This window comes from Methylobacterium sp. UNC300MFChir4.1, assembly GCF_900110155.1.
GTDB lineage: Bacteria > Pseudomonadota > Alphaproteobacteria > Rhizobiales > Beijerinckiaceae > Methylobacterium.
The window spans coordinates 117,368-140,396 of the sequence record NZ_FOCS01000002.1 but is presented as its reverse complement, the minus strand read 5'-3'; the positions used below and the strand labels follow the sequence as shown (position 1 = coordinate 140,396).

At 72.5% G+C, this 23,029-nt stretch carries 24 protein-coding genes; 16 read left to right on the top strand and 8 right to left on the bottom strand.

The window, feature by feature from the left end:
- The first annotated feature begins 44 nt into the window (after positions 1 to 44).
- The 10 genes from proB (at position 45) to BMY19_RS04025 (ending at position 9,685) form a co-directional block, all read left to right on the top strand.
- On the top strand, positions 45 to 1,160 hold the full coding sequence (proB, locus tag BMY19_RS04070) for a glutamate 5-kinase (RefSeq protein WP_100250928.1): 1,116 nt from the start codon (positions 45 to 47) through the stop codon (positions 1,158 to 1,160).
- Between the two features lie 156 nt (positions 1,161 to 1,316).
- Positions 1,317 to 2,615 carry a glutamate-5-semialdehyde dehydrogenase gene (locus BMY19_RS04065; protein ID WP_100250927.1) on the top strand — a complete coding sequence of 433 codons (1,299 nt, stop codon included), beginning with the start codon at positions 1,317 to 1,319 and terminating at the stop codon, positions 2,613 to 2,615.
- Positions 2,616 to 2,634: 19 nt separating this feature from the next.
- Positions 2,635 to 3,294: a nicotinate-nucleotide adenylyltransferase gene (locus BMY19_RS04060; RefSeq protein WP_100250926.1), complete on the top strand. Its 660-nt coding sequence runs from the start codon at positions 2,635 to 2,637 to the stop codon at positions 3,292 to 3,294.
- Positions 3,295 to 3,369: 75 nt separating this feature from the next.
- Positions 3,370 to 3,756: a ribosome silencing factor gene (rsfS, locus tag BMY19_RS04055; RefSeq protein WP_081636441.1), complete on the top strand. Its 387-nt coding sequence runs from the start codon at positions 3,370 to 3,372 to the stop codon at positions 3,754 to 3,756.
- A gap of 15 nt (positions 3,757 to 3,771) precedes the next feature.
- On the top strand, positions 3,772 to 4,266 hold the full coding sequence (gene rlmH, locus BMY19_RS04050) for a 23S rRNA (pseudouridine(1915)-N(3))-methyltransferase RlmH (RefSeq protein WP_020091477.1): 495 nt from the start codon (positions 3,772 to 3,774) through the stop codon (positions 4,264 to 4,266).
- 12 nt (positions 4,267 to 4,278) lie between these two features.
- Entirely contained in the window at positions 4,279 to 5,634 is a 1,356-nt protein-coding gene (locus tag BMY19_RS04045) for a murein hydrolase activator EnvC family protein (RefSeq protein ID WP_100250925.1), read from the top strand.
- Positions 5,634 to 6,971, top strand: a complete 1,338-nt coding sequence (locus BMY19_RS04040; protein ID WP_020091475.1) for a S41 family peptidase — start codon at positions 5,634 to 5,636, stop codon at positions 6,969 to 6,971. The genes BMY19_RS04045 and BMY19_RS04040 overlap by 1 nt, the downstream gene beginning before the upstream one ends.
- Positions 6,972 to 7,146: 175 nt before the next feature.
- Entirely contained in the window at positions 7,147 to 8,382 is a 1,236-nt protein-coding gene (locus BMY19_RS04035) for a divergent polysaccharide deacetylase family protein (RefSeq protein ID WP_100250924.1), read from the top strand.
- A 94-nt stretch (positions 8,383 to 8,476) separates the two neighbouring features.
- A complete protein-coding gene (locus BMY19_RS04030) occupies positions 8,477 to 9,031 on the top strand; it encodes an RNA pyrophosphohydrolase (protein ID WP_020091473.1) in 555 nt (184 codons plus the stop codon).
- A gap of 24 nt (positions 9,032 to 9,055) precedes the next feature.
- Complete coding sequence (locus BMY19_RS04025; RefSeq protein WP_020091472.1) at positions 9,056 to 9,685, top strand: DUF2939 domain-containing protein; 630 nt, start codon at positions 9,056 to 9,058, stop codon at positions 9,683 to 9,685.
- 29 nt (positions 9,686 to 9,714) lie between these two features.
- Here BMY19_RS04025 and BMY19_RS04020 read toward each other — a convergent pair whose 3' ends face one another.
- On the bottom strand, positions 9,715 to 10,101 hold the full coding sequence (locus BMY19_RS04020) for a photosystem reaction center subunit H (RefSeq protein WP_100250923.1): 387 nt from the start codon (positions 10,099 to 10,101) through the stop codon (positions 9,715 to 9,717).
- Positions 10,102 to 10,125: 24 nt separating this feature from the next.
- On the bottom strand, positions 10,126 to 10,557 hold the full coding sequence (locus BMY19_RS04015; RefSeq protein ID WP_170862902.1) for a response regulator: 432 nt from the start codon (positions 10,555 to 10,557) through the stop codon (positions 10,126 to 10,128).
- A gap of 207 nt (positions 10,558 to 10,764) precedes the next feature.
- Between BMY19_RS04015 and BMY19_RS04010 the strand changes: the two genes are divergently transcribed.
- The 4 genes from BMY19_RS04010 (at position 10,765) to BMY19_RS03995 (ending at position 14,412) form a co-directional block, all read left to right on the top strand.
- Positions 10,765 to 11,439, top strand: coding sequence for a YoaK family protein (locus tag BMY19_RS04010; RefSeq protein ID WP_100250922.1), 675 nt, complete (start codon positions 10,765 to 10,767; stop codon positions 11,437 to 11,439).
- Positions 11,436 to 12,449 carry a WD40 repeat domain-containing protein gene (locus BMY19_RS04005; RefSeq protein WP_100250921.1) on the top strand — a complete coding sequence of 338 codons (1,014 nt, stop codon included), beginning with the start codon at positions 11,436 to 11,438 and terminating at the stop codon, positions 12,447 to 12,449. The genes BMY19_RS04010 and BMY19_RS04005 overlap by 4 nt, the downstream gene beginning before the upstream one ends.
- A 93-nt stretch (positions 12,450 to 12,542) precedes the next feature.
- Positions 12,543 to 13,067, top strand: coding sequence for a DUF2937 family protein (locus BMY19_RS04000; RefSeq protein WP_091678012.1), 525 nt, complete (start codon positions 12,543 to 12,545; stop codon positions 13,065 to 13,067).
- A gap of 106 nt (positions 13,068 to 13,173) precedes the next feature.
- Positions 13,174 to 14,412: a peptide ABC transporter permease gene (locus BMY19_RS03995; RefSeq protein ID WP_091978382.1), complete on the top strand. Its 1,239-nt coding sequence runs from the start codon at positions 13,174 to 13,176 to the stop codon at positions 14,410 to 14,412.
- A gap of 4 nt (positions 14,413 to 14,416) precedes the next feature.
- On the opposite strand, the gene BMY19_RS03990 is transcribed toward BMY19_RS03995, so the two are convergent.
- Both BMY19_RS03990 and BMY19_RS03985 read right to left on the bottom strand, forming a co-directional pair.
- A complete protein-coding gene (locus BMY19_RS03990; RefSeq protein WP_100250920.1) occupies positions 14,417 to 15,430 on the bottom strand; it encodes an alpha/beta hydrolase in 1,014 nt (337 codons plus the stop codon).
- A gap of 123 nt (positions 15,431 to 15,553) precedes the next feature.
- Entirely contained in the window at positions 15,554 to 16,912 is a 1,359-nt protein-coding gene (locus tag BMY19_RS03985; protein ID WP_244534826.1) for an RsmB/NOP family class I SAM-dependent RNA methyltransferase, read from the bottom strand.
- A 155-nt stretch (positions 16,913 to 17,067) separates the two neighbouring features.
- Between BMY19_RS03985 and BMY19_RS30770 the strand changes: the two genes are divergently transcribed.
- Entirely contained in the window at positions 17,068 to 17,241 is a 174-nt protein-coding gene (locus tag BMY19_RS30770) for a hypothetical protein (protein WP_165923052.1), read from the top strand.
- Positions 17,242 to 17,262: 21 nt separating this feature from the next.
- Here BMY19_RS30770 and panE read toward each other — a convergent pair whose 3' ends face one another.
- The 3 genes from panE to BMY19_RS03970 all read right to left on the bottom strand — a co-directional run bounded on the left by panE (position 17,263) and on the right by BMY19_RS03970 (position 20,817).
- Complete coding sequence (gene panE, locus BMY19_RS03980) at positions 17,263 to 18,207, bottom strand: 2-dehydropantoate 2-reductase (protein WP_100250919.1); 945 nt, start codon at positions 18,205 to 18,207, stop codon at positions 17,263 to 17,265.
- 7 nt (positions 18,208 to 18,214) lie between these two features.
- On the bottom strand, positions 18,215 to 19,708 hold the full coding sequence (guaB, locus tag BMY19_RS03975; protein ID WP_100250918.1) for an IMP dehydrogenase: 1,494 nt from the start codon (positions 19,706 to 19,708) through the stop codon (positions 18,215 to 18,217).
- A 218-nt stretch (positions 19,709 to 19,926) separates the two neighbouring features.
- Positions 19,927 to 20,817 carry a DUF3313 domain-containing protein gene (locus tag BMY19_RS03970; RefSeq protein ID WP_091924392.1) on the bottom strand — a complete coding sequence of 297 codons (891 nt, stop codon included), beginning with the start codon at positions 20,815 to 20,817 and terminating at the stop codon, positions 19,927 to 19,929.
- Positions 20,818 to 21,024: 207 nt separating this feature from the next.
- On the opposite strand from BMY19_RS03970, the gene BMY19_RS03965 reads away from it, so the two are divergent.
- Positions 21,025 to 22,473 carry an MFS transporter gene (locus BMY19_RS03965; RefSeq protein WP_100251116.1) on the top strand — a complete coding sequence of 483 codons (1,449 nt, stop codon included), beginning with the start codon at positions 21,025 to 21,027 and terminating at the stop codon, positions 22,471 to 22,473.
- On the opposite strand, the gene BMY19_RS03960 is transcribed toward BMY19_RS03965, so the two are convergent.
- The gene (locus tag BMY19_RS03960) at positions 22,474 to 23,001 is read right to left on the bottom strand and encodes a DoxX family protein (protein WP_091678025.1); all 528 of its coding nucleotides are present in this window, start codon (positions 22,999 to 23,001) and stop codon (positions 22,474 to 22,476) included.
- Between the last annotated feature and the right edge of the window lie 28 nt (positions 23,002 to 23,029).

Below are 23,029 nucleotides of genomic sequence, written 5' to 3'. Positions count from 1 at the left end.
GTCTTGGTTCACACCCGCCCCGAACGCGCCGTCCCGCAAGAATCATGATCCCTGCCCTCGAAGAATTCCGCCGCGTGGTCATCAAGGTCGGCTCGGCCCTGCTGGTCGACCGCAGTGCCGGCCGCCTGCGCCACGCCTGGCTCGCCGCGCTGGCCGAGGACATCGCGGAGCTGCACGGGCGCGGCGTCGACGTCCTGGTCGTGTCCTCAGGCAGCATCGCCCTCGGCCGAACGGTGCTGGGCCTGCCGCCCGGCGTCCTGCGCCTGGAGGAGAGCCAGGGCGCGGCCTCGGTGGGGCAGATCACGCTGGCGCGCCACTGGGCCGAGGCGCTGGGCCATCACGGCATCGTCGCCGGCCAGATCCTCGTGACGCCGCAGGATACCGAGGAGCGCCGCCGTTACCTCAACGCCCGCGCCACCGTGCTGAAGCTCCTGGAGATGCGCGCGGTGCCGGTCGTGAACGAGAACGACACGGTGGCGACCTCGGAGATCCGCTACGGCGACAACGACCGGCTCGCCGCCCGGGTCGCCACCATGATCGACGCCGACGTGCTGGTGCTGTTCTCGGACATCGACGGCCTCTACACGGCGCCGCCCCAGAGCGATCCGGAGGCCCGCCACCTCGCTGTGGTCGACCGGATCACTCCCGAGATCGAGGCGATGGCCGGCGGCCCGGCCTCCGAGCTGTCGCGGGGCGGCATGCGCACCAAGGTCGAGGCCGCCAAGATCGCGGCCTCGGGCGGCACGCACCTGGTCATCGCGGACGGGCGCGGGAAGAACCCGCTGAAGGCCGTGCGGGACGGCGCGCGCTGCACGTGGTTCCTATCGGGGTCCACGCCCACGGCCGCCCGGAAGACCTGGATCGCCGGCTCGCTGGAGCCGCGCGGCACCCTGACGATCGACGCGGGCGCCGAGCAGGCGCTCCGGAGCGGGGCCAGCCTGCTTCCCGTGGGCGTGCGCGCGATCGAGGGCAGCTTCTCCCGCGGCGACGCCGTGATGATCCGCGATCCAGAAGGCCGGATCCTCGGCCGCGGTCTGGTGGCCTATGACAGCGCCGAGGCCGCGCTGATCATCGGTCATCCGAGCGCGCGCATTCCGGAACTGCTCAACTATCCCGGTCGCGCCTGGATGGTGCACCGCGATGACTTGGCACTATTCTAGAAATCGTCGACACAAGCTAATCTATTTACAATTTTTGTCTCGATGATCGCCACCGTTCCCGGTCCGGCACTCTTGTCGGGACGGCGCGCGATGTGCAAATACGGCGCTCTCCCCCGTCCGGGCCGCGCGCGGCCGTCGACAACCGAGGACGCCAGCGTGCCCGTCCTGAACCTGAGATCGGACTTCGCCGAGGCCGACGCCCTTCCGGAGCAGATGGCGGCGATCGGCCGCCGCGCCCGGGCGGCGGCGCGGCGCATGGCGCTGGCCTCGGCGCGGACGAAGGACGTCGCGCTCAAGCTGATCGCCGAGCAGATCCGCGCGAGCCGCGACGAGATCCTGGGCGAGAACGCCCGGGACGTGGCCGCCGCCCGGAGCGCGGGCCAGACCGCCGCGCTGATCGACCGTCTGACGCTCGACCCCGGGCGCCTCGCGGCCATCGCGGACGCGGTCGAGAAGGTCGGGTCGCTCGCCGACCCGGTCGGGCGCCAGCTCGCCGCGATCGAGCGGCCGAACGGCCTCCTGATCGAGCGCATCGCGGTGCCGCTCGGCGTCGTCGGCGTCATCTTCGAGGCGCGCCCCAACGTGACGGCGGATGCCGGCGCGCTCTGCCTCAAGGCCGGCAACGCCGCGATCCTCCGGGCCGGCTCGGACAGCCATCGCAGCGCGATGGCGATCGCGAAGGCCATGAGCCGCGGGCTCGCCGATGCGGGCCTGCCGGAGGACGCGATCCAGCTCGTGCCGACCCGCGACCGCGCCGCGGTCGGGCTGATGCTCGCGGGCCTCGACGGCTGCGTCGACGTGATCGTCCCGCGCGGCGGCCGCGGCCTCGTGGAGCGCGTCCAGGCCGAGGCGCGCGTCCCGGTCTTCGCGCATCTCGACGGTATCAACCACGTCTACATCGCCGCGGCGGCGGACCTCGACATGGCCCGCAGCGTGCTGCTCAACAGCAAGATGCGCCGCACCAGCGTCTGCGGCGCAGCCGAGACCCTGCTGGTCGACCGCGCCTGCGCGGCGACGCATCTCGCGCCGCTGGTTCAGGCCCTGCTCGACGCCGGCTGCGCCGTCCGGGGCGATGCCGCGACCCGCGCGGTCGATCCCCGGGTGACGGACGCTTCCGAGCAGGACTGGCACACCGAGTACCTCGACGCGATCATCGCGGTGCGGGTGGTCGACGGGATCGAGGCCGCCATCGAGCACATCGAGACCTACGGCTCGCATCACACCGACGCGATCATCACCGAGAACGACGCCGAGGCGACGCGCTTCCTGGCCGAGGTCGACTCGGCAATCGTGACGCACAACGCCTCCACGCAGTTCGCAGACGGCGGCGAGTTCGGCTTCGGGGCCGAGATCGGCATCGCCACCGGCCGGATGCACGCGCGCGGGCCGGTGGGCGTCGAGCAGCTGACCACATTCAAGTACCGGGTCCACGGCAGCGGCCAGATCCGTCCGTGACGCACATTGACGGTTCGGCGTGCGGCTGACCCTGCCGCCGAGCGCTCCCGGCATGCGGATCGGCCTCTACGGCGGATCCTTCAACCCCGCCCATCTGGGCCACCGGCACGTGACGCTCTCGGCGCTGCGTCGGCTCGGGCTCGACCGGGTCTGGTGGCTGGTGAGCCCGGGGAACCCGCTCAAGAGCCGGAGCGCCCTCCCCTCCGTCGCGGCGCGATGCGCCCAGGCGCGCCAGATCGCCCGGCACCCGCGGATCGCCGTGACCGGGATCGAGGCTGCGCTCGGCGTCCGCTTCACGGTGCAGACGCTGCGCTTCCTCACGCGCCGGTGCCCAGGCGTTCACTTCGTCTGGGTCATGGGAGCCGATTCCCTCGGGACCTTCCATCGCTGGAAGGGCTTCGCCGAGATCGCCCGCCTCGTGCCGATCGCCGTCATCGACCGGCCCGGCTTCACCATGACGCCGCTGAGTGCCCGCGCGGCCCGACGCCTGGCCGGTGCCCGGGTCCCCGAGGCGGCGGCGTCGACGCTCGCGCTGCGGTCGCCGCCGGCCTGGATGTTCCTGCACGGGCCGCGCTCGACCCTGTCGTCCACGCAGATCCGCGCGCGCACGGGTCGGGGGACGGCGCCGCCGAAGTCTGCGCGGTTGCAATCGCGGCCCGATACCGCCAATTTCACCTGATCCCGCAAGGCCCGACGTCGCCGTGCGGCAGAACGAGGAACCAGGACTCTGCCCGAAACCAGTCACACGGAGACGATCCGCACCCCCGTCCAGGCCCCGGTCGAAGCCGGTCAGGCGCGCTCGGACGACCTGAAGGCGCTCGCCCTCGAATGCCTCGACGACATGAAGGCCGAGGAGACGATCGCGATCGATCTGGCCGGTAAGACCTCGCTCGCCGACACGATGATCATCACGTCGGGTCGCTCGCAGCGTCACGTCGGCTCGATCGCCGACAAGATCATCCAGGAGATGAAGAATCGTGGCTACGGGAACGCCCGGGTCGAGGGCATGCCGGCCTGCGACTGGGTGCTGATCGACGCCGGCGACGTGCTGGTGCACATCTTCCGCCCCGAGGTCCGCGGCTTCTACAATCTCGAGAAGATGTGGGGCGCCGACCGCCCCGTCGGGATCGCGGCCGGCTAGGCCGGATCCGAATCCGTGCGCCTGGTCCTGGCCGCGGTCGGACGGCTGAAGGCCGGGCCGGAGCGCGAACTCGCGTCACGATATCGCGACCGCGCCGCGCAACTCGGACGCGGCCTCGGCTTCCCGTCCTGCGACAGCGTCGAGATCCCGGAATCCCGCGCCCGTCGGGCCCCGGACCGGTGCGTCGAGGAGGCGGCGGCGCTCGCGACCCATCTGCCCGCGGGCGGTGTCCTCGTCGCCTATGACGAGCGCGGTCGGGCCGATCTCGCCAGCGAGGCCATGGCCGAGCGCGTCGCCGCCTGGCGCGACGCGGCACGGCCGGCCCTGGTCGTGGTGATCGGCGGCCCGGACGGGCTGGACGCCTCAATTCGGACGCGCGCGGAGCTGATCCTGTCGTTCGGGGCCGCCACCCTGCCCCACGGACTCGTTCGCGTGCTCGCCCTCGAACAACTCTATCGCAGCCTCACCATCCTGGCCGGTCACCCGTACCATCGCGGTGAGGCGGGCTGAGCGGCCGTGAGGATGTCCGAGCCCGAGTCGAAGCCTGGGTCGCGGCGCGCGCGCGCGGCACTCGCCCTGCTGGCCGCGCTGTCGATCACTGTCGCCGCGCGCGCCGAGACCCCGAAGCCCACGGATCCCGAGGCGATCCAGCGGGCCAACGAGGAGCGGGAGCGCCGGGCCGAGAACCTGAAGCGCGTGCAGGACGCCCTCGCCGCCAGCGCGGGGCAGCGCGCGCAGTTCGAATCCGAGATCGCGGCGATCGGGTCCGACCGCGCGAAGCTCGACACCGCCCTCCTCGACGCGAATCGTCAGGCGCAGGCGACGGAAGACCGCCTCAGCCGCCTGGAGGAGCGCCTGAAGGCGATGAGCGAGAGCGAGGCCGCGATCCGGCACTCGCTTCAGGGTCGGCGCGGCATCGTCGCCGAGATCCTGGCGGCGCTCCAGCGGATGGGCCGCCGCCCGCCGCCGGCGGTGCTGGTGAGCCCCGAGGACGTGCTGGCCGCGATCCGGACCTCGATGCTGCTCGGTGCCGTGGTGCCGGAACTGCGGGGCGAGGTGGACACGCTCGCGGCCGATCTCGCGGAAATGATCAGGCTGCGCGGTTTGATCGCGCAGGACAAGGAAGGCCTCTCGAACGACCTCGCCGGCTGGGCGCGCGAGCAGCAGCGCCTGCAGGCCCTGGTCGCCGCCCGGCGCGCGCGGCAGGCGGAGGTGGAGAGCGGCCTCACGGCCGAGCGGCGCCGCGCCACCGAGCTCGGCGCGCAGGCCAAGAACCTGAAGGACCTGCTCGACCGCACGGAGGCGGAGGTCGCCGCGGCGAAGCGCTCCGCCGAGGAGGCCAAGGCTGCCGCGGAGCGCGAGGTGCGCATCACGCAGGAGCGGTTCGCCGCGGCCGGCTTCCGCGATCCGGCGCGGCTCGCGCCCAAAGTGCATTTCGCCGAGGCGCGGGGCGAAGTGCCGCGGCCGGTGAGCGGACGCGTCGCACGCGGCTTCAATCAGCCCGACGGCAACGGCGGGACGACCCGCGGCGTGTCGTTCACGACCCGCCCGAAGGCGTCGGTCTCGTCCCCGGCCGACGGGTGGGTGCAGTTCGCCGGGCCGTTTCGGTCCTATGGCCAACTCTTGATCATCAACGCGGGCGACGGCTACTATCTTCTGCTCGCGGGAATGGACCGGATCAGCGTCGAGGTCGGTCAGTTCGTGCTCGCGGGCGAACCGGTCGGCAGCATGGGCGACAGGGGTGCGGGTCCCGGCGGGTCCGAGGGTGATCCCACGCTCTACGTCGAGTTCAAGAAGGACGGCGGCTCCATCGATCCGGAGCCGTGGTGGGCGAAGAGCCCGAATAATACGGTACTTGGCGAGAAGGTTCGCGGCTGATGCGCAAGACTTCCCTGATCATGCTCGGCGCCTTCCTCGGTGCCGGAACGTCCATGGTGGCGACCCAGACCGACTTCCTGTCGGGTCCGCGGGCCGTGGCCGCCTCGGCCGAGACCTACCGCCAGCTCAGCCTGTTCGGCGACGTCTTCGAGAAGGTCCGCACCGACTACGTCGAGAAGCCGGACGAGTCGAAGATGATCGAGGCGGCCGTCAACGGCATGCTGACGTCGCTCGACCCGCACTCGAGCTACATGGACGCCAAGGCGTTCCGCGACATGCAGACCACCACCCGCGGCGAGTTCGGCGGCCTCGGCATCGAGGTCACGATGGAGGACGGCCTGATCAAGGTCGTCACGCCGATCGACGACACCCCGGCGGCGAAGGCGGGCCTGCTCGCGAACGACATCATCACGCAGATCGATGACGACCAGGTCCAGGGCCTCACCCTGAACCAGGCGGTCGACAAGATGCGCGGCCCGGTCAACTCGAGCGTCAAGCTCAAGATCAGCCGCAAGGAGTCGAAGGACCCGATCGACGTCACGCTCACCCGCGACGTGATCAAGATCAAGCCGGTGCGCTCGAAGATCGAGGGCGGCGACGTCGCCTACATCCGCCTGACCCAGTTCAACGAGCAGACCTTCGACGGAATGCGCGCCGCCATCGACAAGCTCACGGGCGAGATCGGTGCCGACAAGATCAAGGGCTACATCGTCGACCTGCGCAACAACCCGGGCGGGCTGCTCGATCAGGCCGTGATGGTCTCCGACGCCTTCCTCGATCGCGGCGAGATCGTCTCCACCCGCGGCCGCAACCCGGACGAGACGCAGCGGTTCTCGGCCAAGGCCGGCGACCTGACCAAGGGCAAGCCGATCGTGGTGCTGGTCAACGGCGGTTCCGCCTCGGCCTCCGAGATCGTGGCCGGCGCCCTCCAGGATCACAAGCGCGCGACCATCATGGGCACGCGCTCCTTCGGCAAGGGCTCGGTCCAGTCCATCATCCCCCTCGGCGGCTCCGGCGCCCTCCGGCTCACCACGGCGCGCTACTACACGCCGTCGGGCCGCTCGATCCAGGCCAAGGGCATCGAGCCGGACGTCGAGGTCACGCAGGACGTGCCGGACGAGCTCAAGGGCAAGGACGAGACCAAGGGTGAGGCCGGGCTGAAGGGCCACCTGAAGCAGAAGGACACCGACGAGCGCGGCGGATCCTCCGCCTACGTCCCGCCGGATCCGGCCAAGGACAAGCAGCTGATCTCGGCCGTGGACTTCCTCCACGGCATCCAGAAGGGCGCCGCCAACGGCACGCCCGCGCAGCAGCAGAAGCCGAGCCTGCCGAACTGATCGTTCGGCAACCCCGCGCCCCTCTGATCCGATCCCGTCCGGCCACCCGCCGGGCGGGATTTCCCGTTCTGGGACCGGGCGTTAGCGGAACGTTAACCATACCCGGCCGCAATGGATGCGAGGGTTGGGACCGCGCCGACCGGCGCAGGAACCGCGATCCCGTATCGAGAGCCGCTTGACCGAGTCCACCGACGATATCCTCACGCGCCCCCTCGGGGTGCCGGAGGCGGCGCCGGCGCAGCCCGCAGGCCGGATCGGACGGCTGATCGCGGCTGCCCGCAGGCCCCGGGTCGCGGCCGCGGCGCTCGCGGCCGGCTTCGCGGTGGCGGCCGGCCTCGTGCTCGCGCTGGGCGACCCCCAGGGCGGTGAACCCCGGGTCCAGGTGGCGATCGCGACGCGCGAACCCGCGGCCCGTCCGGCCGCACAGGCCCCCGTCGCCCAGCAGCCCCAGGTCATCACGACGGCGCCGGGAACGGCGCCCCTCCAGCGCAGCGCCGAGGAGGTCGAGACCGCGTCCGGCGTGACGGTCGTGCGCCCTGCCGGCAGCGGGCCGAGCGAGGCGGTGGTGATCCGCGTGCCGCCGCCGAGCGCCCCCCGTCTCGCCCAGGCCCCCGACCCGCGGATCAGCGAGGCGGGCCGCCACGGTCTCATGCCGAAGCTCGGCGAGGGCCGCATCCGCGCCCTCGACGTCTACGCCCGGACCGAGGAGGCCGGCAGCGGGCCGCGCGTCGCGATCGTGGTGACCGGTCTCGGCGTCGGTCAGGCCGCGACCGCGGGCGCCACCGCGCGCCTGCCCGCCGCCGTGAGCCTCGCCTTCCTGCCCTACGGGGGCGAGGCCGAGCGTGCCGCGGCGCGCGCGCGGGACGCCGGCCACGAGATCTTCCTGCAACTCCCGATGGAACCCTTCGACTATCCCGACAGCGATCCGGGTCCGCAGACGCTGCTGACCGCGCTGCGGGGACCGGAGAACGCGGACCGCCTCGCCTGGGCGATGAGCCGCTTCCCGGGCTACGTCGGCGCGGTGAACTTCATGGGCTCCAAGCTGATGGCCGACGCGGCTTTCGAGCCGGTCCTGCGCGAGATCGGCGCCCGCGGTCTCGGGTTCCTCGATGACGGCACGGCCCCGAAACCCGCGGCGGCGCCCGCCAACAAGGGCAAGACGCCGGTGGCCCGTGCCGAGATCGTCCTCGACGCCACGCCGCGCGCCGACGCGATCGACGCCGCGCTCGCCCAGGCCGAAGCCCGGGCCCGCGCCAACGGCTTCGCCCTGGTCTCGGCGACCGGGACACCGCTGAGCATCGATCGGATCGCGCGCTGGGCCAAGGAGATCGACTCGCGCGGGCTGCGCCTCGTGCCGGCGAGCGTGGCGCTGCGGGGCGCCCGCGACAAGCGGGTCTCGACTGCCGATTGAGCGTGTCCGTGTCCAAAGTCAGCGCAAGTAGATCCGGCGCCTTCCGGGCCGGTGAAGACTTGGTCGACGTTGCCGCCTCGCCTCCCCCTGACCTATGGTCGCCGCGATGGTAACGGATTCCGACCCGGGCATCGCCCTGCCCTACCGCCCCTGCGTGGGCATCGCCCTGATCGCGCCGTCCGGCGGCGTCTTCGTCGGGCGTCGCAGAAAGGATGCCGGTCCCGAGCACGTCGACGGTCCGCACATGTGGCAGATGCCGCAGGGCGGCATCGATCCCGGCGAGGACGCGGAGGCCGCCGCCCGCCGCGAACTCTACGAGGAAACCAACGTTCCGCCCGAGGCCGTGAAGCTCCTGGCCGAGATTCCGGACTGGCTCCCCTACGATCTGCCGCCGGCGGTGATGAAGCAGGCTTGGAAGGGCCGCTACCGCGGACAGACGCAGAAATGGTTCGCCTACGGCTTCGTCGGCAGCGAGGATCTGATCGACGTGCTCCGGCCCGGCGGCGGCGCCCACAAGGCGGAGTTCGACGCCTGGCGGTGGGCGCGATTTTCCGAGCTTCCGGACCTGATCGTTCCCTTCAAGCGGCCGGTCTACGAGCGCGTCGTCGCCGCCTTCGCCGGCCTCGATCGATGGGCGGCGCGGTCATGACCGCGCGGACGGGGCGCTGAGGCCGTGCGCTGGCTCGCGGTCCCGGTCGCCCTCGCCCTGGCGTGGCTCGCCTTCACGATGAGCCCGCTCTGGTCGCTCTACGACCTGGCGCAGGCGGTGCGCCGGCACGATGCCGCCTATGTCGAGAGCCACGTGAACTTCCGGACGCTGCGCCTGTCGCTCGTCCGGCAGATCACCGCCGCGATGCGCGCGGCGTCCGAGACCGATCCTGACCTCGAGCCCCGCGACCGCCAGCGTCTCAACGACGCCGCCTACGGCCTCGCCCTGGCGCTCGCCGAGACGATGGTGACGCCGGAGACGGTGATGGACCTGTTGGCCAATGGCTGGCCCGACAAGCTCGACCTCGAGCGCCCGGCCGGCACACGACCGGAGGGGCTGGTCATCCGCGGCCTCGGGCGGCTCATGCCGTACTACGCGGCCCTGGAGATGCGCGGCTTCCGCGCGGTCGTGATCCCGATCCCGCCGGAAGGGTCTCGCGCCGAGCGCACGCGGATTCGGCTGCGGCTGCGCGGCCTGAGCTGGCGCCTCGTGGATATCGAGATGGCGGAGATGCTGCGCGCGCAGATCGCCGCCAAGCTCAGCCGCGCCCTGGCACGCGCCAAGATTGGGGCCAGTGCCGGCGAGGAGCGCTGAGGCGGCGCGGCGGCCCGGACGGCGAGGCGCTATTTCGCCTTCGGCCCGCCCGGCGCGGCCTTGGGCTCGCCCGCCGCGGCCTTGGGCTCGCGCGCCTCGATCAGGTCCTCGGCCTTCTCCTCGTCGGTGTCGCCGCTCTGCTCGATGGTCTTGCCCGGATTGGCCAGCAGGGAGCGCACGATCCCCAGCAGGACCTCGCACTCGCCGGGGAACTTGTAGCTCTCGAGGACGATCGCGGCGTCGCGCAGGGTCCGCAGATCGCGCACCAGCTGGGCGTTGGCGTCCTCGCGCAGCTCGCTCTTCTTGGCGATCGCCTCCTCGATCTGCGCGCCCTTAACGTCGCAGGCGGCCCCGGCCGGCGATGCGGCGAGCGCGGCGGCGAGTGCGAGGCCGAGTGCGGGAAGAGAGCGCCACATGGCGGTGATCCTCGAAGATCCAGTTCAGAGGGTGTGCAGGGGCGTGGCGCGCAGGACATCCTGCGTCAGCGCCACGAGTTGGCTCGGACGGTAGGGCTTCGGCACGAAGACCGAGCCCGGAACGGCCTCGCAGCCCGCCAGGGAAGCCCGGCCCCCGGAGGTGTAGACGACCGGGAGGTCGGGCGAGAGCCGGCGGGCGCACCGGGCGAGCGACAGGCCGTCCGTGTTGCGGGCCAGATCGATATCGGTGAAGAGCAGGTCGACGCTCTCCCGGGCCAGGATCGCCTCGGCTTCCCAGGCATCCGCGGCGGTGAGCACCCGGTAGCCCTCTTCGAGGAGCGCCTCGGCGGCCAGCTCGCACACGGTCGGCTCATCCTCGACGACCAGTATCGTGGCGGCGCCCCGGTCCGGGACGGGCAGGGTCGGGCAGACGAACGCGGCGGCGAACGGAACCATGACGCAACTCCCACTCACCCGGCGGGGGCACGGTGTTCCCGAGCCGGATCGCTGGGGCAACGACCCCTTCCGACGCGGCGTTCACCGTGTTTGCATCGAATTGCTCGGGTTTGGTGAGCGGCGCGTTAACCGCGGCCCGTCACCCCTGAACGAAGGCGTCCGAATGGTTAACAGAGCGTTACCGATCTGCGACCGCGGGTCCGAACCGTGAACCGCCCGGCTCAGTTGGGCGTCGGCCTGCTCCTCACCGGTATGGCCGGCTACGTCGACGCCCTCGGCTTCGTACGGCTCGGCGGCCTCTACACATCCTTCATGAGCGGCAACACCACGCAGCTCGCCGTTCTCGGCGCCCAGGTCGAGCTGCACCACATGATCCTCCCGGCGATCCTGATCCTGGCGTTCCTGACGGGATCGGTCCTCGGGAGCGGGCTGGCGATCCTGGTGCCGCCGCGATGGGCGACGCCGGCGGTCCTCGCCTACGAGTCGCTCCTGATCCTCGCCGGTCTGGGGCTCGGCCTCCAGTCGCCCGAACTCGGCGTCGCGGCCTTCTTCGTCGCCTTGGCGATGGGATCCCAGAACGCGGTCCTGGCGCAGGTGAAGGGCTTCCGGGCCGGCACCACCTTCGTCACCGGCGCGCTGTTCAGCCTCGGCCAGAAGATCGCGCAGGCCCTGACCCGCACCGGAGATCCGCTCGGCTGGCTCGGCGACGCCTCCGTCTGGATCTCGCTGCTGTTCGGCGCCTACCTGGGCGCGCGGGCCTATCAGGAATTCGGTCTCTACGCGCTGATCGCCCCGGCGGCGATCTCGGGTGGCCTGGCGTTGATTACCGCCTTCCTGGTCTTGCGCACCGCGCCGCCGGCCGCAAATGTCCCCCCGACATGAGCAGCCCCGTCAGCAACCCGTCCCTCACCAGTCACGTCGCCGCGCTGGAGCCCGGCGAGCACGTGCTCGCCGCGCATTTCCTGAAGGACGTGCCGGCCCTGGCGCTCAGCGACGGCACGGTCGCGCTGGTGCGGGAGGACGGGATCGCCCGCGTCGCCGCCCATCCCGACAGCGGGATCCTCGTCGCGGCCGGCGGAGTCGACCGGCTGCTCACCGGGGGCGACGACGGCCGCGTGGTGGCGATCCGCGCCGACGGCGCGACGGAGCAGCTCGGCCTCGCCAAGGGCGGCGCCTGGATCGACGCGCTCGCCGCCCATCCCGACGGCGCGGTGGCGTGGTCGGCCGGCCGGACCGTCGTGGCCCGCGACGCGAAGGGCCGCGAGAAGACCTTCGAGGCGCCGTCCTCCGCCCGCGGCCTCGTCTTCGCGCCCAAGGGCTACCGGCTCGGCGTCGCCCACTACAACGGCGTGAGCCTCTGGTACCCCAATCTGGAGACGCCGGCCGAGGTGATCACCTGGAAGGGCTCGCATATCGACGTCACGTGGTCGCCGGACGGGCGCTTCGTGGTGTCGACCATGCAGGAGAACAGCCTGCACGGCTGGCGCCTCCAGCCGGATCGCGGGCACATGCGGATGTCGGGCTATCCCGGCAAGGTCCGCTCGATGTCGTGGTCGTTCGACGGGAACTGGCTCGCCACCAGCGGGGCCGAGGCGGCGATCGTGTGGCCCTTCGATTCCAAGGAAGGTCCGACCGGCAAGGCCCCGCGGGAATGCGGCGTCCGCCCGGCCCGTGTCTCCCGCGTGGCGTTCCACCCGAAGGCGCCGGTCCTGGCCATGGGCTACGAGGACGGCTGCATCCTGCTCGTCCGCTTCACCGACGCGGCCGAGTTGCTGGTGCGACCGGCCGTCCAGGGGAGCGGCGTCACGGCGCTCGGCTGGGACGCGCGCGGCGGCCGCCTGCTGTTCGGCTGCGCCGACGGCAAGGCCGGCCTCCTCACGCTGCCGGGCTGAGACCCCGGGTCAGGGGTCGTCGCACCCGCGGCTGGAACCACCGCCCCGCGCATGCTCTTTGTCGGGGGTCGTTTCCCCCGCCGGAGGCAAGGCATGTTTCGCGTGTTCCGCACCTTCGGCCTCGCCCTCGGCCTGCTCGGAGGCGTGGTCGCCGCGCAGGCCCCGGAGTTCGCGCAGCAATACGCGCAGCGCCTCGGGGGCGCCGCGGACGAGCTCCGTCGGCAGGTGGCGGTCCTCGAATCCGACGCGCAGGCGTCCGGGACGACGCGCGAGGGCGCCGTCGACCGGCTGCGCGCCAACCCGGACCAACTCGTCGCCCGCCGCGGCGAGGCCGCCCGGGCCGACATCGCCCGTCTCGCCCGCCTGAGCGCCCAGCAGCAGGCCCTGAGTGCGGCGACGAGCCCACTCGGGCGCGTGGTGGCGATGCTCCGCGATCCCGACGTGCCGGTGGCCGAGGCCGCCTATCACGACTTCAGCCCGGCCGTGCCCACGAGCGCCGACGGCTTGGCCGCGGGTCTGATCGGGTTCTTCGTCGCGTGGGGCGGCTGGCGCGTCGCGTCGGATGTCGGCCGCCGGGCCGTGCGCCGGCGCCCGCGGGAGACCGCGACCGTCGCGTGAGCGCGGTTCGCGCGGGCCAGACTGTGGCGCAACGTCTACAGCAGCTTGCGCGAGCCTTGCGTATCGAGCAGGGATCCGGCCGTCCCGGTCCGGGAGAAGGCGCAAGATGCCGCGCGCGTCGAACTCCACCACCATCGATCCGGCGCTCGACGCCGCCGCGCTGCTGCGGCGTATCGGCTTCTTCGGCCTCTTCGTGGTTCTCCCCGTCCTCGCGCAGGTCGCACGACGCGCCTCGGTGATCCTCGCGCCGATCGCCGTGATCCTCCTGATCATCGCCAGCGTCATCGACCGGCGCCAGCGTCCGGTCCGTCCGGCGACCTATCGCCTCCTGACGGCTCCGGCCTTCCTGGCGGGCATGCTGGTCGTGCTGTGGTCGGCGCTGTCGCTGACCTGGACGCCCTTCCTCGGGCCGGCGCTGGAGCGGCTGGCCAATCTCGGCGCAACCATCGGCCTCGCCCTCCTGGGCTACCTCGCCCTCCCCGACAGGATGCGCTCGGCCAACCTCTACCTCCTGCCGCTCGGTGTCGTGGCGGGCGCGATCGTCGCGATCATGCTCGGGCTGTTCGGCGCCCACATCGCGCCGCCCGGCGTCGAGGATGACGGGGCCCTCGATCGCGGCCTCGTCCTGCTCATCCTGCTGCTCTGGCCGGCCCTCGCGTGGCTGCGGTCCCGCCGCCGCGACCGGGAGGCGCTGGGCCTCGCGCTGCTCGTCGCCCTGGCGCTCACGGTCCAGCCGGACGGGACGCAGATCGCCGCCCTGTCGGTCGGCGCCGTCGCCTTCGCGGTGACGAGCTACCGGCCGAGGCTCGGGGTGACGCTCACCGCTCTCCTCTCGGCCGCCCTGCTGGCGGCGGCGCCGTTGCTCCCCTTCCTGGCGCGGCCGGTTGGCGCCGCTCTCTTCGGGCCGGTCGCACCCGCGGTGCTGTCGCTGAAGAGCTGGCAGAAGGTCGTGACCTCCGATCCGGTGCGGCTGATCACCGGGCACGGCTTCGAGACGGCCCTGCGCGGACGCCTGGTCGGCCTCCTGCCGGCCAACGCACCGACCACGGCGCTCTTCGAGTTCTGGTACGAGCTCGGCATCGTCGGCGCCCTCGCCGCCGCCTTCGCCCTCTACGCCTCGATCCGGCGGGCCGGCCGGGACGGCCCGGCCCTCGTTCCCGGCGCGATGGGCTGCTTCGCCGCCGCCTTCACGGTGGCCTGCCTGAGCGTCGGGCTGACTGCCGTCTGGTGGCTCACGACGGTCGCCATCGCGATCGTGGTCTTCGTCGCGGTGGAGCGCGGCCAGTTCCGGACCAGCCGGCCGAAGGTCGCCAAGCTGCATCGCCTGCAGACGCGGGGGGAGTGAGCGGTCAGGCGCGCAGGAAACCGTGCAGGCGGATCCAGGCCAGGAACAGGCCCGGCCACGCCGCCACCGGTGTCCCGGGCGCGCCGAGGCCGAAGCCGTGGCCGCCGCGCTCGAACAGGTGCAGCTCGGCCGGTACGCGCGCCTTCCGCAGTGCGGAGAACATCAGCAGCGGATGGTCGGCAACGGCGACGGGGTCGTCGATCGCCTGGACCAGGAAGGTCGGCGGCGTCTCCGGCCCGACCTGCAGATCCACCGAGTAGGTCTTCATCTCGTCGGGGGTGACCTCGTCGCCGACCAGGATGCGGCGGGTCGCGGTCCGGTCGAACGGCTTGCGCATGGTGATGACGGGGTAGATCAGACCGGCCAGCGCCGGCCGGATCGGCTGAGCGTCGGCGGTGTCGACGCCCGCGTACAGGTCCCGGGCGCTCCCGACGGCGGTCTCGCCCATCAGGTGGCCGCCCGCCGAGAAGCCGAGGACGCCGACCCGCGCGGGATCGATGCCGAACTCAGCGCCGCGCGCCCGGACCAGCCGGAGGGCGCGCTGCGCGTCCTGCCGCGGCGCGTCCGGCCCCGAGCCCCAGCCCTCCGCGGGCAGGCGGTAGACGAGGAGGAAGACCGTGATGCCGGCGGCGTTCAGGACGCGGCCGACCGGGACGCCCTCGTTGCCGAGGGCGATGAATTCGTAGCCGCCGCCCGCCGCGACGATCATCGCGGCGCCGTTCGGGTTGGCCGGACGCATGACCAGCAGACAGGGCTGCGCGACCCGGGTGACGTCGCCGAAGGTCCCCTCGACGTAGCGGTAGCCGTCCGGGTTCGGCCCGTCACCGCCGCCCGGCGGCGCGCCGGGCCACAGCTCGATCACCTGCAGATCCGCGCCGGGCAGCGAGCGCGGCAGAGCCCGGATCGACTCGTGCGGCGCGGGCTGCGGTGCCGTCTCCGCCGGCCCTTTCGCCCGGGCGTTGCGCAGCCCGAGGACGCTTCCGAGACCGGCGAGCAGGAGACGGCGGTCGAGGCGCAAAGGCATCTCCCGGGTGAGGCCGCGCGCGGGACCGCCCCCCGGCGAGCCCGGCTCCCGCGGGAGCGCGGGAGCGCGGGGGCAACGCCCAAGGTCGCGAGGCGGGTTCCGTCGCGGCGGCGCGCCTCAGCTCTTTCGCGCGATGACGGCGACGTAGAAGCCGTCAGTCCCAGTCCGCAGCGGGCTCATCTGGATCCCGTGGGCCGTCTTCCGCACGGCTGACCGGAGCGAATCCGGCCCTGTTGCCAGCACCTCGTCCGCGGGGACGACGTCGAAGCGGCCGCGCCAGCCCGACAGGAGGCCGGAGACGGCGGCGTCGTTCTCCGCCGAGAGCAGCGAGCAGGTGACGTAGACGATCCGGCCGCCGGGCCTGACGAGCCGCGCCGCCCGATCGAGCACCTGGGCCTGTTCGGCGGTCCGCAGCGCGAGACTTCCGGGCCGCAGCCGCCATTTGGCATCCGGATTCCGGCGCCACGTGCCGGACCCGGTGCAGGGCGCGTCGACCACCACCCGGTCGACCTTGCCGTCGAGATCCTCCAGGACGTCGGCGCGCGCCTTGCCGCTGCGCGGGGTTCGCACCTCGGCCAGCGCACCGGACCGGCGCAGGCGCTCGTGGATCGGCGCGAGCCGGCGCGGATCGCCGTCGGTGGCGATCAGGCGGGCGCCGTTGCCCGTCTCCGCCGCGAGGGCCAGGGTCTTGCCGCCGCCGCCCGCACAGAGGTCGACGATGGTCTCGCCGGCGCGCGGCGCGGCGAGGAGCGCGGCGAGCTGCGAGCCCTCGTCCTGGATCTCGTACCAGCCCTCCAGGAACTCGGCCTCGACGTGGAGCGCCGGACCGCGCCCGTCGGCGCCGATCGGGACGCGCAGGCCCGCCGGCGCGTGCGGTGTCGGCGCGGTGTCGTAGGCCGCGAGCGCCGGCAGGATCGCGTCGCGGTCGCCGCGCAGGGCGTTCACGCGGATATCGAGGGGCGCGCGCCGCGCCAGCGCCTTCAGCTCCGGGACGAGGTCGTCGCCGAGCGTAGCCGCGAGGTCCGCGAGCACGAAGGCCGGCGCGTCACCCGCCACCTCCGGCGGCGCGTCCTGCAGCGTCCCGCCGTCGAGGCGCGCGCGCTCGTCGTCGCTGAGGGAAGCCGGCGCGAAGCGCTCGCCGGTGAACAGGGCCGCGACCGAAGCCGCCGCGAGCCCCTGCTGCAGGCGCAGTGTGCCGATGAGGACGGCGCGCGGCGTGTCCGCGCCCATGATCCAGGCCGCCGACGCCCGCCGCCGCAGGGCGTCGTAGACGAGGCTGGCGATGCCCGCGCGGTCGCCCGAGCCGGCGAAGCGGTGGGCGAGACCCCAGTCCTTGAGGGCGTCGGCGGCCGGCCGACGCCGCTCGGCGATATCGGTGAGGACTTCGATGGCGGCGGAGCAGCGAGCGGCGGGGGTCAGAGTTCGGATCCTTCGGAATGCGTCAATGACGACGTGAAACGGCCACGCTTGGCCCACGATGCCGCCACGTTACGGCCGAGCTTCCTGCACCTTCGCGGCGCAGACCGTGCTGCGGGCGGTCCGCCGTGCGGGCCGCCGCGTGTCGTATGGCATCCGCCCCCGCCGGACCAGACCGGTCCGATGGCGGGCGCATCCCGGGAGTACCCCAGCCCATGACGTCCACCGTTCGCGTCGCCCTCGCGGCCCTGGTCACCGCCTCACTCGCCGCCTGCGCGAGCGCGCCCGCCGCCCAGCCTGAGCTGACGCCGGTGCCGCGTCCGCGGGTCGATGCCAAGACGCAGCTCGAATACGGCAACCCGCCCCCGCCGCCGCCCGGCCGCTACTGAAGCGTCCGCGCGGGGCGCGGCTCAGGCCGCCTCCCGCGCCCGGCGGGCCTCGTAGGCCTTGAGGCCGGTATAGACCGCGGCCAGGAGCGGGAACGGCACCTCCGGCGCCAGCCGCTGGCCGCGAGCGATCAGGTCGCCGATCACGTGGTCCGCCTCGATCCGCCCCTTGTTCTCGATGTCGCGCAGCATCGAGGCCGTGAAGGTGGACCCGGCCGCCGTCAGCTGCGCCCGCGCCCGCTCGGCCACGACGGCGCGCGGCTCGTAGCCGCTGGCCGCGGCGACGCTCGTGCATTCGGCGTGCAGCGCAGAGATCAGCGCGGTGCCCTCGGGCGCCGCCACGATGTCGCCGACCGCGGCGCGCATCAGCGTGGTCGCCCCGGCGAGCGTCGCCAGGAACACCCACTTCTCCCACATCTCCTGCAGGATCACGTCGCTCAGGCGCGGCTGGAACTTGAGGCCGCGCATCAGCGCGTCGACCGCCTCGATCCGCGCCGAGCGCGACCCGTCCCGCTCGCCGTAGGTGATGCTGCACAGCTCGCTCATGTGGCGGATCGCGCCGTCCGGCGCGAGCGTCGCGGCGATCGCGCACGAACCGCCGAGAACGCGGTCCGTACCGAACCGGGCGTCGAGCACGTCGAGATGCGACATGCCGTTGAGCACGGGCAGGATCGCGGTGTCGGGGCCCACCGCCGGCGCGAGGTCCGCGACGGCGCTGTCGAGGTCGTAGGCCTTGCACGACAGCAGGATCAGGTCGAACCGCCCGGCCCCGGCCAGCTTATCGGCCGTGACGGTGGGCGGAGCGGGCAGGTGCAGGTCGCCGAGCGGCGAGCGGACGTTGAGGCCGTCCGCCGCCAGCTTCGCCGCCCGCGCCGGCCGAACCAGAAAGGTCACGTCGGCGCCCGCCTCGGCGAGGCGCGCCCCGAAATAGCCGCCGGTCGCGCCGGCCCCGACGATCAGCGTGCGCATCGATGCCTCAGGTCCGCGACGGGTAGTTCGGGCTCTCGCGGGTGATCGTCACGTCGTGGACGTGGCTCTCGCGCAGGCCGGCATTGGTGATGCGGATGAACTGCGCCCGCTCCTGGAACTCGGGGATCGTGGCGCCGCCGACGTAGCCCATGGCGGCGCGCAGGCCGCCGGCGAGCTGGTGCAGGACGTTGCCGACCGGGCCCTTGTAGGGGACCTGCCCCTCGATGCCCTCCGGCACGAGCTTGTGGGTGTCGTTCACCTCGGCCTGGAAGTAGCGGTCGGCCGAGCCGCGGGCCATGGCGCCCACCGAGCCCATGCCGCGGTACGACTTGTAGGAGCGGCCCTGGTAAAGGAACACCTCGCCGGGCGCCTCGTCGGTGCCGGCGAGCAGCGAGCCGAGCATCGCCACGGAGGCGCCGGCCGCGATCGCCTTGGCGAGGTCGCCCGAATACTTGATGCCGCCGTCGGCGATGACCGGGATGTCGGCCTCGCCGGCCGCCTCGACCGCCTCCATCAGCGCGGTGAGCTGCGGCACGCCCACGCCCGCCACGATGCGGGTCGTGCAGATCGAGCCCGGGCCGATGCCGACCTTGATGGCGTCGGCGCCGGCATCGATCAGCGCCTTGGCGCCGTCCCGCGTCGCGACGTTGCCGGCGATGACCTGAACGGCGTTCGAGAGCTGCTTCACGCGGGCGACGGCATCGAGCACCTTGATCGAGTGGCCGTGGGCGGTGTCGACCACGATCACGTCGCAGCCGGCGTCGATCAGGCGCTCGGCCCGCTCGAAGCCGCTGTCGCCCGTCGTCGTGGCGGCGGCGACGCGCAGCCGACCCTGCTCGTCCTTGACGGCGTTCGGGTAGGCGACGCGCTTCTCGATGTCCTTGACGGTGATCAGGCCGATGCAGCGGTAATGGTCGTCAACGACCAGCAGCTTCTCGATCCGGAACTGGTGAAGCAGCCGCTTGGCCTCGTCCTGGGTCACGCCCTCGCGGACCGTGATCAGGCGGTCGCGGGTCATCAGCTCGGCGACCGGCTGGTTGGAGTTCGTCGCGAAGCGGACGTCGCGGTTGGTCAGGATGCCGACGAGCTTGCCCCGCGAGCCGTTGGGGCCGCGCTCGACCACCGGGATGCCGGAGATCCGGTTGAGCTTCATCACCTCGAAGGCGTCGGCGAGCGTCTCGTCGGGGTGGATGGTGATGGGGTTCATCACCATGCCGGACTCGTACTTCTTGACGAGGCGGACCTGCTCGGCCTGCTCCGGCGGCTCGAGGTTGCGGTGGATGACGCCCATGCCGCCGTTGGCCGCCATGGCGATGGCCATCGGCGCTTCGGTGACCGTGTCCATCGCCGAGGCGAGGATCGGCAGGTTCAGCGGAATCGTGCGGGTCAGCCGCGAGGCGACGCTGACCTCGGTCGGCATCACCGAGGAGGCGGCGGGCCGCAGGAGCACGTCGTCGAAGGTGAGTCCCTCGATGATCGATGCGGTTTCTACTCGGGCCATGTGCCAACTTTCCTCGGACGGCAGCGCTCATGGAGGCCGCGCTGCGGGATCGGGTTGGCAAGTGCCAGTATCACGGGCTCCACGAAGGCGCCAATGCGCGGTTGATGCGTCGCAGCGCGAAAACGCGCATGGCTCGAGGCTTATCCACGCCCGCTCGACGGGCGCGGCAGTGCCGTGAACGGACGTCCGCGGTCAGACGCGGAGTTGGCGCGGGCGCCTCAGCGCATCGCCGGCGTGGCCGGGCCCTTGTCGGTGTATTCGGGCGGCAGGCCGATATAGTCGCCGAGCATGCCGTCGATGCCCGGCGCGCGGCCGAAGGCCTCGCAGTCCGGGTCGAGGGGCGCCTCGCCCAGGGTGGTGATGCGGATCCGGTCCCAGGTCGGGATCGTGTTGGGCGCGGTGAAGGGGTCATCGCCGGTCGCCAGCATGTAGCCGAAATCCTGGCCGAACTCGCCGGCGAGGTCGTAGGCGTCGCTGGCGCGGGAGAAGCGCGGCTGGCTGGTGAACGAGTTGGCCGCTCCGCCCCAGACCATGGCGGCCCGCTGCTCGCGGCGCCGGTCCAGCGCCTCAGCCTCGACCGTCAGGCTCCCGAGCCCGATCGGCACGCGCGGGATCGGCACGCGCCCGACACCCTCTGCGAAGCTCAGGCCGAGCTGCGAGGCGACCGTCACGCCCGCCGAGCCCGCGATGGTCGCGCCGGCACCGAGAAGGTCCGTCGGATCGACGCGGGTGACCTGCGCCCGCACGGTCAGGTCGGCGTCACGGCTGGTGACGATGTCGTACTTCAGCGACAGGTCGTAGCACAGCGCCCGGTCGGCGGCGTTGGCGATGAGCCGCCGCTCGGCGGCCGTCAGCGGGGCGGCGCCGGACACGTCGGCGTGGAACGCCGTCGGGATGATGCGGACGGTGCGGGCCTTCGCCAAGGCCGGCCGGTCGACGTAGATCCGCGAGGCCGAGGCGACCTGATCGCTGGACTTGAGCCGGTCGTAGCGCGTCAGCGAGCCGCGATCGTTGAGCAGGACAGTGCCGCAGGCGGCGACCATCGAGAGAAGGGCGACGCCGGCGGCGATCCGCGCCACGGAGCGGACCTTGCTGGGGCTGGACTGCATCGAAATCCTCGCGCGCCGGCCCCGGGCCGGCTGGAGCGGCCTCACGGACGCGTGATGGAAACTTAGCCATTGGCGCACCCGCAAAAAAGGTGGCTCCGCGCCGCGGCTCAACCTCTGTTGCACGGGGGATACATTCGCGAAACACGAGGGTGCGAGGTGGCCGCGCTGCCGTGCAACCGCGGCGGCGCCACATGCGTCTGCTGTATGATGCCCGCGACCACCCAAAGACCGCTCTGGATCGTCCCCCTGACGGTCGCCACCGCGCTGTTCATGGAGAACACCGATTCCACGGTGATCGCAACGGCGCTCCCGAGCATCGCCGCGAGCCTCCACGAGGACCCGATCGCCCTCAAGCTGGCGCTGACCTCCTACCTGGTCAGCCTCGCGATCTTCATCCCGGTGAGCGGCTGGATGGCCGACCGGTACGGGTCGCGGACGGTGTTCCGCGCGGCCCTCGTGGTGTTCATGGCCGGCTCGCTCGCCTGCGCGGCCGCGAACGGCCTCGCGTGGTTCGTGGCCGCGCGGTTCCTCCAGGGCATGGGCGGCGCCATGATGGTGCCGGTCGGGCGGCTCGTCGTGCTGCGCAGCGTGCCCAAATCGCAGCTCGTCACGGCGCTCGCCTACCTGACCTTCCCGGCCCTCGTCGGCCCGGTGATGGGTCCGCCGGTCGGCGGCCTGATCACCACGTGGTTCGACTGGCGCTGGATCTTCTTCATCAACCTGCCGATCGGCTGCGCCGGAATCGTGCTGGCGAGCCTGTACTTCGAGGACGTGCGGGAGCCGGAGCGGCCGCCCCTCGACCTGCTCGGCTTCGCGCTGCTCGGGACCGGCCTCGCCGCCCTGATGCTCGGCCTCGCCTCCCTCGGCCGCCACCTGCTGCCGGCGGAAGTCTCCTGGGGCTGCCTCGCCGCGGGCGCGGTGCTCCTGCCGCTCTACTGGGCACATGCCCGGCGGGTGCCCTACCCGATCGTCCGCCTCGACCTGATGCGGCGGCCGACCTTCCGGGTCGCGGTGCTCGGCGGCAGCCTGTTCCGGATCGGCACCGGCGCGATCCCGTTCCTGCTGCCCCTGATGCTGCAGGTCGGCTTCGGGCTCGACGCCCTGCAGTCGGGCCTGATCACCTTCGCGGCGGCGGCCGGGGCGATGTTCGTGAAGACCCTGGGGCCGCGGATCCTGCGCCGCACCGGCTTCCGCGCCCTGATGGTCTGGAACGCGCTGCTGGCCTCGGCCTTCCTGGCGGTCAACGGGTTCTACACCGCGCAGACGCCCCACTGGATCATGGTGATCCTGCTGTTCGTCGGCGGCTGCTCGCGCTCGATCCAGTTCACCTGCGTCAACGCCATCGCGTACGCCGACCTCGAATCGAAGGAGATGAGCGCGGCCACGAGCTTCGCCAGCGTCTGCCAGCAGCTGTCGCTCAGCCTCGGCGTCACGCTGGGCGCGCTGGCGCTCGAGGGGTATGCCGGGTTTCACGGCCGAACGGAGATCCAAGCCTCGGATTTCGGGCCGGCCTTCTTCGCCGTCGCCGTGATCTCGGCGGCCTCGGCACTGGCCTTCCGCAACCTGTCGCCGGATGCCGGCGCGGAGATCTCCGGGCGGAAGATGGCTGCCGCGCCGCCCGCCCCGACGACCGAGATGAGGCCGCGGCACGGCTGATCAGGCCGCGGCGCGGGCCGGCGGCCGGCCGGCAGCGCGCTTGCCGGCGTTCCGCGGCGCGCTGCCCTTGCCGGAAGCCTTCGCGGAGGCGGGCTTCGCGCTGGGCGCCGCCGCGCGAGTTCCGGCGCGCCAGCCCTGCCAGCTGAGCGCGCCCGGACCGCTCAGGGCGTACATGAGGAACCCGCCGGCGAGGCCGAGATCGGCCAGCATCAGCGTGCGCTCGGCGACCGCGGCGGGTCCCACATAGTACCAGAACGGGTGGAGCACGAAGGCCGTCACGGCGGCGAAGAGTGCGAGCGCCAGCCCGGTGAGCCCCGGCAGGACGCCGAGGATCAGGGCGAGCGGTCCGAACACCTGCACCACCACGGCGGCGGTGGCGACGCCGTTGGGAAACGGCATCCCGGCCCCCGCGAGCGTCAGCGCAAACCCCGACACGTTGAGCGCCCGGGCGATCCCGGTCGGCAGGAGCGCGGCGGCCAGCAGCAGGCGCGCGACGAGGAGGGTTGCGTCCTGGGCGCGGGCGAGCATCGGCGTGTCCGGTCGGGTGGATCAGGAC